Source organism: Methylopila sp. Yamaguchi, assembly GCF_002897035.1.
In the GTDB taxonomy this organism is placed as follows: domain Bacteria; phylum Pseudomonadota; class Alphaproteobacteria; order Rhizobiales; family Methylopilaceae; genus Methylopila.
In genome coordinates this window covers 224,672-238,138 of sequence record NZ_BAUX01000007.1, presented here as the reverse complement: position 1 = coordinate 238,138, position 13,467 = coordinate 224,672, and the positions used below count along the sequence as shown (strand labels likewise).

Genomic DNA, 13,467 nt, shown 5'->3' with positions numbered 1-13,467 from the left:
ACGTCTATGAGCTGCCGCCGCTCGAGCTGCTGGCCGAAGCCGCGGCGACGGAGCCCTGCTTCGAGCACTCGGAGGAGTTCCTGAACAAGAACTCGCTGAAGCTGCAGCAGACGCTGCAAGACTTCGGCGTGCGCGGCGAGATCATCGACGCCAACCCCGGCCCCGTGGTCACGCTCTATGAGTTCGAGCCGGCGCCCGGCGTGAAGTCGAGCCGCGTCATCGCGCTCGCCTCCGACATCGCCCGCTCCATGAGCGCGGTGTCCGCTCGCGTGGCCGTGGTGGAGGGCCGCAACGTCATCGGGATCGAGCTGCCGAACGCGAAGCGCGAGACCGTCTACCTGCGCGAACTGCTCGAGACGCCGGACTTCGGCGAGACCAAGCAGAAGCTCGCCATGTGCCTGGGCAAGACCATCGGCGGCGAGCCCGTCATCGCCGACCTCGCCAAGATGCCCCACCTGCTCGTGGCCGGCACCACCGGCTCGGGCAAGTCCGTCGCCATCAACACGATGATTCTCAGCCTGCTCTACATGCATCCGCCGGAGAAGTGCCGGCTGATCATGGTGGACCCGAAGATGCTGGAGCTCTCGGTCTACGAGGGCATTCCCCACCTGCTGACGCCCGTCGTCACCGACCCGAAGAAGGCGGTGATCGCGCTGAAGTGGGCGGTCCGGGAGATGGAGGACCGCTACCGCAAGATGTCGAAGCTCGGCGTCCGCAACATCGACGGCTTCAACGCCCGCGCGGCCGAGGCCACGGCGAAGGGCGAGACGGTGGTGCGCACCGTGCAGACCGGATTCGACAAGGAAACCGGCCAGCCGACCTATGAAGACGAGGTCATGGACCTCACGCAGCTCCCCTACATCGTCATCATCGTCGACGAGATGGCCGACCTGATGATGGTCGCCGGCAAGGAGATCGAGGGCGCGATCCAGCGCCTCGCCCAGATGGCGCGCGCCGCCGGCATCCACATCGTGATGGCGACGCAGCGTCCTTCGGTCGACGTCATCACCGGCACGATCAAGGCGAACTTCCCGACCCGGATCTCCTTCCAGGTGACGTCCAAGATCGACAGCCGCACGATCCTCGGCGAGATGGGCGCGGAGCAGCTGCTCGGCCAGGGCGACATGCTGCACATGGCCGGCGGCGGCCGCATCCTGCGCGTCCATGGGCCGTTCGTCTCCGACGCCGAGGTCGAGAAGGTCGTCGACCATCTCAAGCTGCAGGGCCGGCCGGAGTACCTCGAGGCCGTGACGGCCGACGACGAAGAGGAGGCGGGCGCCGAGGACGGCGAGGGCGTCTCCGAGGACGTCGCCGTGTTCGACGCGGGCGAGTTCGGAGAGGAGGGCGGCGACGCCTACGAGCAGGCGGTGGCCGTGGTGCTGCGCGACCGCAAGGCCTCGACCTCCTACATCCAGCGCCGCCTGCAGATCGGCTACAACCGCGCCGCCTCGATCATGGAGCGGATGGAGAACGAGGGCATCGTCGGCCCCGCCAACCACGCCGGCAAGCGCGAGATCTTCCGGGGTCAGTGAGGCGGCTGCGCCGCGTCCCTTTCAAATCGAGCGCGGGGATCCCTCCCTACGACAGGGGGATCCCCGCGCTTTATCCGGAAGCCCCGTGGTCAGCTCCAGGCGTGCAGCGGCGGCTTGACGCCGTTCAGGGCGTAGTCGCCGAGGATCTTGTACTTCCAGCGCACGGGATCGTGCAGCGTGTGCGTGCGGGCGTTGCGCCAGTGGCGGTCGAGGTTGTGCTCGCCGAGCGTCGAGCGCGCGCCGGCGAGCTCGAACAGCTTCGAGGACGCCGCGAGCGCGGCCTCCGTGGTCAGCACCTTCGCCTCCGCCACCGCGATCTGCGCCTCGGCGACAGTCTCCGCCGTGGCGTCCGCGACCGCCCGGTCGACGGCGAGGCCCGCCTTCTCCAGCAGCGCCTCGGCCGCGTGCAGGCGCAGGCTGAGATCGCCGATCTCATGGACCACGTAGGGGTCGTCGGACGCGCGGTCCAAACCGCTGTCGACCCAGGGCCGCGAGCGCGTGCGCAGGAAGGCGATCGCGTCGGCGAGCGCGGCGCGTGCGATGCCGGCGTCTACTGCGGCCTGAATGATCTGGAAGATCGCGCCGTCCGCCGTGGGCCGGGCGTAGCCGAGATAGCCGGGCACGAGGTGCGTCTTCGGCACCCGCACATGGTCGAGGATCACCGTGCCGCTCGCGGTCGTGCGCTGGCCGAAGCCGGACCAGTCGTCGATCACGGTCAGTCCCGGCGCGTCGCGCTCGGCGATCGCGTAGAAGGCGCGGCCTTCGTCGTCCAGCGCGACGATCGGCACGAGATGCGCGAGCAGGGCGCCGGTCGCGTAGAACTTGCGGCCGGTGACGACCACGTGGTCGCCTTCGTCGGTGAAGCGGGTCTCGAAATCCACCGCGCGCTTGGAGCCGAACTCCGAGAAGGCGTTGCCGAAGCGCGCGCCGCGCAGCACCTCGCCGAACAGCAGCTGCTTCTGCCGGTGGTCGGAGACGGTGCGGATCGCGGCGACCACGCCGAGATGGTTCTGCGGAATCTGGCCGAGCGAGGGGTCGGCCGTCGAGATCCGCGCGATCACCTCGGAGAGGGTGACGTAGGAGACCTCCGGCCCGCCGTAGGCCTTCGGCACGTTGATCGACCACAGGCCGCTCTGGGAGAACAGGTCGAGTTCGGCCGCGGGCGACCGCCGGTTCCGGTCCCGCTCAGAGGCGCCCTTGGCGAACTCCTCGGCGAGATGGCCCGCGACGTCGAGCGCCTCCGCGTCGCTGCGGATGACGTGAGCCGGTCGCGTCGGGCGGGGCAGGGCGGGGGCGCCGGCGGGGTCGGCGAGCGGCTCGCCGACGACGGCGAGGCGGACGGGCGTCTGGGCGTTCATAACGCGTCTCCTCTCAAGCGGCAGCGGACACAGGCTGGCGCCCGGCGCCCGTGGTCGTCGCCTGCTTCGCCTCGAGCTCGCGCACGAGCGGGATGACCTCGCGGCCGAAGAACTCCACCTCCTCCTGGAAGTGCAGGAAGCCGAGCAGCACCAGGTCCACGCCCGCGTGCTTGAGGTCGAGGATGCGCTCCGCAATCTGACGCGGCGTGCCGATCAGGTTCGACCTGAAGCCGTCGTTGTACTGGACGAGGTCCTCGAAGGTAGACTTGGCCCAATTGCCTTCGCCCTCGGGCGAGGCCTTGCCCGCGTTCTTCACCTCGTGGCCGAAGGCGTTGACGGCCTCCGGGTTCGCCTTGGCGATGATCTCGTCCACCACTGCGCGCGCCTCGGTCTCGGTCGCGCGGGCGACCGCGAAGGCGTTGACGCCGATCTTGACCCGCCGGCCGAGCGCCGCGGCCTTGGCCCGCACGTCCTCGACCTGCTTCGCCACGTTCTCGGGCGTGTTGCCGTTGGTGAAGTACCAGTCCGACACCCGGGCCGCCATGTCGCGCGCGGCCCGCGACGAGCCGCCCTGGAAGATCTCAGGCTGCGGATCGATCGGCTTCGGCTTCAGCGAGTAGTCGCGGTAACGGTAGAAGTCGCCGGCGAAGGTGAAGCTGTCCTCGGTCCAGATGCCGCGCAAGCTCCGGATGAACTCCTCGGAGCGGCGGTAGCGCTCATCATGGTCGAGCCAGGGCTCGCCGATCGCCCGGAACTCGCCGCTGAACCAGCCGGAGACGAGGTTGATCGCGATCCGCCCTCCGGTGAGGTTGTTGATGGTCGCGATCTGCTTGGCGGCGAGCGTGGGGTTCCACGGACCCGGCAGCAGGGCGGCGATGATCTTGAGCTTCTCCGTCGCGGCCAGAAGCGCGTGGCTGAAGGCGACCGACTCGTGCTGGTTCTCCGCCCCGTACCCCGCGGTGAAGCGGATCTGCGTCAGGCCGTATTCGAAGCCCGCGGCCTCCGCGATCCGGGCGAGCGTGCGGTTGTAGTCGATGTCCCAGCTCGTGCGCTGTTCTATGTCGGAGATCACCAGGCCGCCGGAGACGTTCGGGACCCAGTAGGCGAACTTCAACGGTTCGGCGTTGCGGTCGTCGGATGCGGACATGAGAGCTCCTTCGCGGAGGGTTCACCGTTTCCTAAGTCAATCTACTGATTGAATAGAAATTGGAGGCGGAGGAATGTCAATCGGTGATCCGCAAGGGCTGCGGAAGGGCGACCGAGGCCGCCGTTCCAGACCGTGCGCCGGTCGCCTCAAACGCCTAAAACGCAAACGGCGCGTCTCCCGCCCGGGCGACGCGCCGTTCTACGAAGGTCGGAGAGACTGACGGGGGCTACAGCGCTCGACCTACGCGGGCCCCGCGCTCGTCCGGCGCAAACGCGGCGACGAGATCGCGGGCGACGGCTTCCTGGGCGAGGCGGGCATCGCGCACCACCTCGCTCATGCCGAAGAACTCATGGGTGACGCCCTCGAAATCGACGGCGTTGACGGCGACGCCGGCGGCGCGGAGCTTCTCCGCCAGCGCCTGGCCTTCCCAGCGCAGCGGATCGATCTCGGCGGTGATCAGCGTCGTCGGCGGCAGTCCGCGGAGGTCCGCCCGCCCGACGAGGTCGAGCCGCGGATCCTCCTGCGCCTGAGCGTCCGCGAGGGCGTGGCCGACGAACCACCCCATCATGGCCTTGTTGAGCGGACGCGCGTGTTCGTTGATCTGGTAGGACGGCGTCTCCATGTCGACGCCCGCCACGGGCGTGATCAGAACCTGGTGCGTGGGCGGGGGCAGCCCTTGGTCTCGGGCGGCGATCGCGACGTTGATCGCGAGGTTGCCGCCGGCGCTCTCGCCCATCACGGCGATGCGGGACGGGTCCCCGCCGAGCGCCTCGGCCTCCTCGATCACCCAGCGGTAGGCCTCGATCGCGTCGTCGTGGGCCGCCGGAAACTTGTGCTCAGGCGCGAGGCGATAGTGCGCCGAGACCACGACCGCGCCGGTGCGCGCCGCGATCGCGCGCGGCGTCGCGTCGTAGGCGTCGAGGTCGGCGAACACCCAGCCGCCGCCGTGGAAGTACAGCACGATCGGGCGGGGCGTCCCGTCGCCGAAGGTCCGGTAGATCCGCGCCGGCAGGTCGTCCTCGACTCCGGGGTAGCGCACGTCGCTGGCGACGACGCCGTCCGGGGCGGTCGCGAGTCCGGTCTTCGCGATCAATGCCTTGACGGCGTCCGACGGCGTCGGTTGCCGACGGGCGGCTTCTGGCGTCAGGTCCTCGATCGGCTCCGGAGCCAGCGCGCGGAGCTCCTCCAGCACGCGCGTCATGTCGAGGTCGGCGCGCGCGACGGGATCGCCCCGCACCGCGCCGAGCAAACGCGCGACCTGCTCTCCAACGCTCGGCCCGCCGAGCGACTGTCCGGTTTCGAAAATCGACATGGCGTTGGTCTCCTCGCATGTCTTGAGACGGCGGCGGACGCCTTCTCGACGCGTCTTGAGGGCCGCAGTCGTGCGGGGAGAGCTTACCCGTTTGTCCTTCGATGAAAAGACACGATTATGCGCGCGGTCTGGAACGATCGTATTATTCGACGTTCCGGAGAGGCGACTGGAGGGAGGTCAACTTGCCGACGGAGCCCGCCGGACGGAGGCCGCGCGCCGCCGCCGCTCTTCGCGGATCATGAGCCGCTTGGCTTGGTCGATGGTGAGACCGAGCGCGAGCAAGACCGCCTCCGCCGCAAGCACGGCGTCCGCCGCGGAGCCGGCGTCGTAGCTGAGGGGAATGTCCCAGATCATCTGAGCCCGAAGGATGGCGTCGGCGATCAGGTGGAGCGTGTGGTCCACGAGTTGGTCAGGCATTAGGGCCCTCTGCGTAACCAGTTGCGCAAGAAGCCGATGGCGTAGCGCGGCATCAAGGCCGGTTGAGGGCGTCTGGCGGCAGCTTCGACGCCCTTCGGAGCACGGGCGCGGCTGCGCTGGAAGGTTCGCTGGCGCTCGAGGGCGTCTTCCCGAACGTCATCCGGAAACGGCTCCCCCGTAAGGGGCACGAGCGTCATGCTGGCCTCCACCAGCCTGCCGCTTTTCGCCTGGGCGCTCGCGATCGTGTTGAGCACGGCGGCGTAGCGCTTCAGCACAGCGGGTCTGGCGAAGCCGCGGGCGATCAGGTCGCGGCACAGGTCGGCTTCTTCGTCGAAGCGGCCCGCACGGTGATAGAACGAGGCCAGGACGTTGCCGTATCCGAGAACCTTGCCGGAGAGCGCGTAGGCGCGCTCCATCAGCGTGACGGCCAGCGGAAGGCGACCTCGTCGCGCAGCGAGCTTCGCGAGATTGGCGAAGTAGTAATGCTGGTCGCGTCGCTCGCGAAGAGTGGGAGTCGGGAGCGGCTTGCCGCAGGCCGCCGCGGCGAGCATGGGCTTGAGGAGGCCGATGCGGTGGAGGTAGTCCGGCGTTCCATGGCCGACCAAGGGAATCCTGATGTGCCGCGCCGGAGCCTGGAGGAGAGCCGCGTGCTTCCCGTCGTCGTTCATCGGATCGTAGACGATGTCGATCTCGCCGGTCTTGATGACGCCTTCGTTGAGCTGGGCCCTTTTGAAGGTTAGCCGGCCGGCGTGGGATCGCCACCGCTTCTCGAACGGCACTTCCTCAGCGTCGATCGAAAGCTGCGGGGACAGCGCGAACACGCCGTCCGCTTCCAGAGCGCCTGAAAACGCCAGGGCGCCGTAGGCCCCCATGCTGGTGCCGTAGGTGATCGCGCGAGAATAGCCGCGGCGCGCGGTCTGGGCGGCGCTCAGGGCCGCAGCCATGCCCTCGACCTGCCACCAGTGATTGTGCTTGGCGACGAAGTAGAGGCCGTCGAAGCCCATCCGGGCGATCGCTCTCTGTCCGAAGCCCTCAAGGCGCTTGAACGGCTTTGGAAGGAGCGGCGTGAACGATATGACCAGTATTCCGCTGTCCGACCCGACGTCGTGGAGCACCGCGACGTCGTCGTCTTCGTAGAGCACTGATGACGTCATGATGAAGCAGTTCCCCCGAGCCGCAGCGTATAATGCGACAGGCCGCGGGTGGGGCGCCAGCGTCGATGATCAATTACGCGCCACATGTCGCATGTGGGCGACGGTTGGACGGAGCCGCAACCGGCGCGGGGCGACGGTTGCCTTGCCTATCGTCCCGGCGCGGCGGGCTGGGCCGCGGCGCGTTTGACGAATTCGGCGTCGAGGCGCTTGGCGAGCGCGTCGTAGTTCTCGTCGAAGTGGTGGCCGCCCGGCTCCTCGATGCGCGAGGTCTTCGGGAAAACGTCGGTCGCGCAGGCGACGTCGTTGTCCGCCTCCTCAAGTTCCTCCTTGCCGTAGACGCAGAGGACGCGGTCCATCGGAAGGTTGGCCGAGGCCTTCACCACGTCGTGGGCGCCGGTCCCGACGCCGAGCCAGCCGGAGACGCTGACCTCGAAGTCCGCCGTCTTGGAAAGGCCGAGGAGGGCGATCAGGCGGACGCTGTCGCGGACCTGCTTGGACAGTCGCTGCCAGGCGAAGGGCAGCACGTCTGCCCCGAAGGAGTAGCCGGCGAGGAGGACGTTCTTCGCCTTCCACTCCGGGGCGTAGCGGCCGAGGATCGCCTCAAGGTCGTCGCCAAGCTCGCGCGGCGTCTTCTCGTTCCAGAAGTAGCGGAGGGTGTCGACGCCGACGACGCCGTAGCCCTCGTTCTGGAAGAAGCCGGCGATGGTCTTGTCGAGATCCCGCCAGCCGCCGTCGCCCGCGTAGATCACCACGAGGCCCTTCACGGTCGGCTGGGTCGGCGGGTAGAGCACCAGCGGTAACGCGTTGACGGCGTCGGGGTCGCCGCCGCCGATGTCGAGCGCGGCGTCGAAGGCGGCCTGGGTCAGGTCGGAGCCCGCGGGCGCCTCCACGACGTCGCCGTTCGGCAGAGGCTCGACGAAGTCCTTGATCTTCCGGGGCGCCGGGCCGGCGGTCAGCACCCGCCACTCGCCCTGCAGGCCGTCCGTCGAATCCGGGGCGCCGAGCGTGAGCTCGCCGTTCGCCAGCGTCTCGGCCTTCGGCCCGTCGCAGAGCGCCTTGGTCAGCGGCGCGGAGCCGGAAAACCCGACCGAGACGCCGCCGGCGAACATGTTGGGCGGGGCCTGGACCAGCATGGCGTAGACGATGTCCGCGCCGCGGCCCGACCCCAGCAGGACGGGGAAGCGGTAGGTCTTGATCCCAAGTTCCTTGCCGGCGAGGCGGGTGTACTCCTCGATGTCGCCCGGCATGTAGAAGCAGTCGTCGGTCTCCTTGGCGAGGCCGGCGAGATAGCGCTTCAGGTCGACGCCGACGACGAGCGCGCCCTGGGTCGCGAGCGCGTCGGCGTCCGACTGGAGCTTCGGCGTCCAGCCGTCGAGGTCGGAGATCATCACCACGATCGCCGAGGGCTCGTCGGCGGGGCCGACGACCGGAATGGCGTCGAGCGTCTCGTTCTTCACCGTCGCCCGCCGAAGATCGTCGGCGCGGGCGGGGCCGACGGCCGCAAGACAGGCCAGAGCGAGGACGAGGAGGGCCGCGAGGCGCCTCACGCCGCGGTCTCCTTGGCTGCGGGCTGCGGGGCGGCGGTCGCGGCGGCGCGCTTGGGGGCGCCGCCGATTAGGGCGGTGACGTCGATCAGGATCTGGGGCAGAACCCAGCCGCCGGGGCAGGCGAGGTAGCGCGGCTCCCACACCGGGTTGAACTTGGACTTGTAGGTCCGAAGACCCTCGAAATTGTAGAAGTTGTCGCCGTAGCGGAACAGGAAGGCGCCGACGCGGTTCCAGGTCGGTCCGAGCGGATGGTCCGTCAGTCCAGACAGCGGCGCCATGCCAAGGTTGAACCAGCGGTAGCCGTCGGCCTTCGCGCGCAGCATCAGCCGCACGAACAGCGCGTCCATCACGCCCTTCGGCGCGTCGGGGGCGTAGCGCATCAGATCGACCGTCGCCTCCTCCTTGTTCGCGCCGTACCACATGTTGGCGAAGGCGACGATCCGCCCCTCGTGGCGGACGACCGCCATGTCGAAGTGGCGGAGATAATCCTCGGACCAGAAACCGAGCGAGAAGCCCTTCTCGCCGGCCTTCTTCGAGGCCATCCACGCGTCTGACACCGCCTTGAACTCGGGATAGAGCGCGCGCGCTTCGTCCCGCGGGACGATCACAACGTCGATGCCGTCCTTGGCGGCCTTGCGGTCGACGTAGCGCCATTCGTAGCCCGCCTTGCCCTCCAGCGTGAACGCGGCGAGATCGACGCGCGCCTCCTCGCCGAGCTTCAGCAGGGAGAGGCCGAGATCAAGATAGCTCGGCAGGCGCGCAACGCTCGCCTGGTAGAACACCGGCCAGCCGCTGTGCTGATCCGCGAGCTCCCGGAACGCCCAGACAAGCTCCGAGACGCGTTCTGCCGGCCCTACGGGATCGCCCATGGCGACCCAGCTCCGGCCCTGCACCTGGTACATGATGAAGGCGTCGCCGGTGTCGGAGAACAGGAACCGCTTGTCGCCGAGGAAGGCGAGATTGGCGTCCGCGCGGGCGCTCGTCGCGACGATCGCCGCGAGGCGCTCCGCCGGTTCGCCCGCGCCCGCCTTCGGCGTCGACTGGCGGTGCAGCAGCGCGTGCAGGCCGATGGCGAGCGCCGCCACGCAGGCGGCGAGAGAGGCCCGGAGGAAGCGCGGGGCGTCGCCGCGGTAGGCGAAGTCCCACCACAGGTCGTTCGAGTACTCGACGTTGCGGTAGGCGAAGAAGCCGAGCCAGATCGAGCCCGCCAGCACGATCGCGACCGCCGCGAGCCAGGCCGGGGCGAGATCCTGGCTCCAGAGCGAGGCGCGGCGGTAGAACGCGCGGCGGTTCACGGTGAGCAGCGCCAGCACGCCGCCGAGCACCAGCGCCTCCTCCACGTCCACGCCCTTGATCAGGGAGAACACGAGGCCGGCCGAGAGCAGCACCTGCGCCACGCGGTAGGCGCTGTCGAGCCGTCGCAGGAGCCCGCGCGCCACCACGAGCAGCACCACGCCGACGACGCTCGCGAGCAGGTGCGAGCCCTCGACGAAGGGAAGGGGCACGATCCCGCGGATCAGATGGAGGCGGTCGGTCTCGGCCGGCAGCGCGCCGGAGACCAGCAGGACGATGCCGCCGAGGAACACGGCGGCGCCCAGCACGATCGGCGCGACCGGCCGCATCACGACGGCGAGCATGGCGCCGGCGCGCTGGAAATGGCCCTTGCGGCGGGCGAGCTCGGAGGCGCCGAGCAGGCAGAGCGCGATGGTGAAGGGGATGAGGTAGTAGACGACGCGCCAGAGCAGCAGGCTCGCCAGCACCGCGTCGGCCGGCAGGTTGGGCAGAGCCAGCAGCACGGTCGCCTCGATGACGCCGGCGCCCCCGGGGGCGTGGCTCAGCATGCCGAGCGTCATCGCCACCACGAACAGGGCGGCGAAGGTTGGGAAGGCGATGACCGCGTCGGCCGGCAGCAGCACCCAGAGCGCGAAGGCGGCGCCGAGCAGGTCGACGAGCCCGATCACGATCTGCGCCGCGGTCGACTTCACGCCCGGCAGCGCGAGGCGGTAGCCCTCGACGGTCACGGCGCGCTCGCGGCGGCCGATCCAGACGAGATAGACGACGAGCGCGATGATGATCGCGATCCCGATCGCCATGTTCAGGCTGGGCGACATGCCGTCCAGCCGCGCGACGTCCTGCGCCTCGGTGACGAGGCCGAGCGCGAGCGTGAAGAAGATGCCCAGCCAGAGGGTCAGCGCCGAGATCGCGGTGATCGCCGCGACCTCCGCCGCCCCGAGCCCCGCCCCGGCGTAGATCCGGTAGCGCACGGCGCCCGCGACCACGATCTGGAAGCCGATGGTGTAGCTCAGCGCGTAGCCGGTGAAGGAGGCGAGCGCCGCCACGGGGTAGCCGACGTCGCGCCGCTTGATGTGGACGATGCCGAACCAGTCGTAGCCGGTGAGCGCGACATAGCTCGCCGCGGTGGCCGCGAGGGCGATCCCGAGCGTGCTCCAGGGCTTCGCGGCGATGGCCGCGCGCACGTCGTCGAGCTTCACCTCCTCCACGAGGCCGTGCAGCACGTAGAGCACGACGCTGAACAGCACGACCGAGGCGATGGCGCCGACCGTGCGCCAGGGCACGGTGGCCGCCCAGGCGCGCAGCCGCGGGAAGCCGAGCGGCGTCGCGCCGTCGTCGCGCATGGCGTCGACGGCGTCGGGCGCCATCGGCGGCGGCGCGGCTGAGGACGCGGCGCCGAGCGCGGGCGTCTCGGGAGCGGGGGCCGTCTCGTGGGGTCGGGACATATTAGCCGTGAGCAGATGTCATTGAGCGCCGCGAGACGCAAGTCAGACGCATTCGGAAACGCGCGGGAGACAAGCCCTCGAACACGGCGGACATAGGGCGGTTCTTAACCCGATTGCGATACGAGAGATTGCGGATGCCGCCGAGGGGCGGCGAAAGCCGTGCAAATCTCCGGCCGCCGTGGCGCCGGAGCCGCAACGCGGAGGATGCGCATGACGCTCGCCAGCATGCCTCGGTCCGATGGCGCAAGACGGGCTCCGGCCGGGGACCTGCCGCCGCTCGCCGTGGACGTCGACGGCACGCTGGTGCGCGGCGACCTGCTGGCGGAGTCCGCGCTCGCCTATCTGCGCGGCAATCCGCTCCGCATCGTCTTTCTCGTGCTCTGGCTTCTGCAGGGGCGCGCGGTCCTCAAGCGCCGGCTCGCCGAACGCGTCGATCTCGACGTCGACGCCCTGCCGCTGAACGAGGAGCTGCTCGCCTTCATCGAGGCCGAGCACGCCCGCGGCCGCGAGATCCATCTCGCCACCGCCTCGGACGCCATGGTGGCGGCGAAGCTCGCCCGCCGCTTCCGCTTCGTCGACGGCGTGATCGCAAGCGACGGCGCCACCAACCTCAAGGGCGACGCCAAGGCGCGCGTGCTCGCGAGCCGCTTCCCCGGCGGCTTCGCCTACGCCGGCGACCACCGCGCGGACCTCGCGGTCTGGCGCGCCGCAGCCGAGAACGTCATCGTCGAGGCGAAGCCTGGCGTGCGGAAGGCCGCCGAGGCGATCCGCACGCCGCTCGCCGTGCTGCCCCGCCCCAAGCTCGGAGCCAGGACCGTGCTCAAGGCCGCCCGGGTCCACCAATGGGCCAAGAACGCGCTCGTCTTCGTGCCGCTGGTGCTCGGCGGCAAGGCGCTCGACCTCGTGGCCTGGAGCGAGGCGCTGATCGGCTTCGTCCTACTCGGCGTGCTCGCCTCCGGCACCTATCTGCTGAACGACCTCTGGGACATCGAGGACGACCGCAAGCACTGGTCCAAGAAGGATCGCGCCTTCGCCAGCGGCCGCCTGCCGATCGCGGCGGGCCTCGTCGCGGCGCCGCTCGCGATCGTCGCGGCGCTGGCCGGCGGCGCGCTGATGGGCGGGGCGGTGTTCGCGAGCCTCGCCGCCTACCTCGTGGTCACGCTCGCCTACTCGTTCCGGCTGAAGCGACTCGCGGTGGTGGACGTGTTTACGCTCGCCGCGCTGTTCACGCTCCGGCTCGTCATCGGCGTCGCGCTGGTCGCGGTGCCGCCGTCGCCGTGGCTCTTGGTGTTCTCGATGTTCATCTTCGCCTCGCTGTCCTTCGCCAAGCGCCACACAGAGATGGCGCGCGTGGCGCAGGCCGGGGCGGCCAAGGCGAGCGGCCGCGGCTACGTCGCGGCCGACGTGCCCTTCCTGATCGCCATGGGCACCGCGACGGGCATGTCCGCGGTGCTCGTCATGGTGCTCTACATCTTCAACGAGGCGTTCCCGGCCGGCATGTACAAGACGCCGGCCGCGCTCTGGGTGTTCCCGAGCGTGCTGTTCCTGTGGCTCGGGCGGATCTGGGTGCTGTCCGGCCGCGACGAGCTCCACGACGACCCCGTCGCCTTCGCCGTGCGCGACAAGGCGAGCATCGCGCTCGGCGCCATCATGGCCTTGGCCTTCGTCGCCGCGGTCGCGCCCCACGGCTGGTTGTGGTGAGGGCGCGATGGACAGCCTGGTCGCCGCGCTTCCTCCTGCCCTCCGCGCCCGCATGAGCCCCGCGGAGCTCCGCCGCATCGGCCGCTTCCTGCTCGCGGGCGGCTTCGCGGCCTTCGTGAACTGGGCGGCCCGCTTCCCGCTCAACGAGATCATGCCGTTCTCGGCCGCGGTGCTCGTCGCCTACGGCGTCGGCATGGTGGTCGGCTTCTTCCTCTACCGCCTGTTCGTGTTCGAGGCGCACGGCGGCGACGCCCGCTCCCAGCTCTGGAAGTTCATCCTCGTCAACGCCGTCGGCGCGGTCGAGGTCTGGCTGCTGGCGCTCGCCTTCGTGCACTGGCTCGCGCCGGCGATCGGCTGGACGCTCTGGGTCGAGCCCATCGCCCACGCCGCCGCTATCGGGATCGGCGCCGCGACGAGCTACGTCGGCCACCGCCTGCTGACGTTCCGCGGGATCGGGTGATCCGCCCCTCATGCCTGCGCCTTGGCGCGGGGTTCCACGACTTTGGCGAGGCGCTCGACGCCCAAGGCGTGGATACCCGGCTTCGCCGGGTATGACTCGAG

General features: G+C 69.8%; 10 protein-coding genes. 3 read left to right on the top strand and 7 right to left on the bottom strand.

What is annotated here, in order from left to right; all coding sequences use genetic code 11:
• A partial coding sequence (locus METY_RS10585) for a DNA translocase FtsK (RefSeq protein ID WP_255400861.1) occupies positions 1–1,532 on the top strand: 1,532 nt, incomplete at its 5' end.
• Between the two features lie 89 nt (positions 1,533–1,621).
• Here METY_RS10585 and METY_RS10580 read toward each other — a convergent pair.
• The 7 genes from METY_RS10580 to mprF all read right to left on the bottom strand — a co-directional run bounded on the left by METY_RS10580 (position 1,622) and on the right by mprF (position 11,205).
• Entirely contained in the window at positions 1,622–2,890 is a 1,269-nt protein-coding gene (locus METY_RS10580) for an SfnB family sulfur acquisition oxidoreductase (RefSeq protein ID WP_200819652.1), read from the bottom strand.
• Between the two features lie 13 nt (positions 2,891–2,903).
• Positions 2,904–4,037: a dimethylsulfone monooxygenase SfnG gene (gene sfnG / locus METY_RS10575; protein WP_103121342.1), complete on the bottom strand. Its 1,134-nt coding sequence runs from the start codon at positions 4,035–4,037 to the stop codon at positions 2,904–2,906.
• A gap of 226 nt (positions 4,038–4,263) precedes the next feature.
• Entirely contained in the window at positions 4,264–5,349 is a 1,086-nt protein-coding gene (locus METY_RS10570) for an alpha/beta hydrolase (protein ID WP_103121341.1), read from the bottom strand.
• 177 nt (positions 5,350–5,526) lie between these two features.
• Entirely contained in the window at positions 5,527–5,766 is a 240-nt protein-coding gene (locus METY_RS10565) for a hypothetical protein (RefSeq protein WP_103121340.1), read from the bottom strand.
• On the bottom strand, positions 5,766–6,920 hold the full coding sequence (locus METY_RS10560) for a tetratricopeptide repeat protein (RefSeq protein ID WP_146035705.1): 1,155 nt from the start codon (positions 6,918–6,920) through the stop codon (positions 5,766–5,768). The genes METY_RS10565 and METY_RS10560 overlap by 1 nt, the downstream gene beginning before the upstream one ends.
• 146 nt (positions 6,921–7,066) lie before the next feature.
• Complete coding sequence (locus METY_RS10555; protein WP_103121338.1) at positions 7,067–8,467, bottom strand: AcvB/VirJ family lysyl-phosphatidylglycerol hydrolase; 1,401 nt, start codon at positions 8,465–8,467, stop codon at positions 7,067–7,069.
• On the bottom strand, positions 8,464–11,205 hold the full coding sequence (gene mprF / locus METY_RS10550; protein ID WP_244593600.1) for a bifunctional lysylphosphatidylglycerol flippase/synthetase MprF: 2,742 nt from the start codon (positions 11,203–11,205) through the stop codon (positions 8,464–8,466). Before mprF ends, METY_RS10555 begins: the two co-directional genes overlap by 4 nt.
• A gap of 210 nt (positions 11,206–11,415) precedes the next feature.
• Between mprF and METY_RS10545 the strand changes: the two genes are divergently transcribed.
• The gene (locus METY_RS10545) at positions 11,416–12,906 is read left to right on the top strand and encodes a UbiA family prenyltransferase (protein ID WP_103121337.1); all 1,491 of its coding nucleotides are present in this window, start codon (positions 11,416–11,418) and stop codon (positions 12,904–12,906) included.
• Positions 12,907–12,913: 7 nt separating this feature from the next.
• Positions 12,914–13,366, top strand: coding sequence for a GtrA family protein (locus METY_RS10540; protein ID WP_103121336.1), 453 nt, complete (start codon positions 12,914–12,916; stop codon positions 13,364–13,366).
• Positions 13,367–13,467 lie beyond the last annotated feature (101 nt).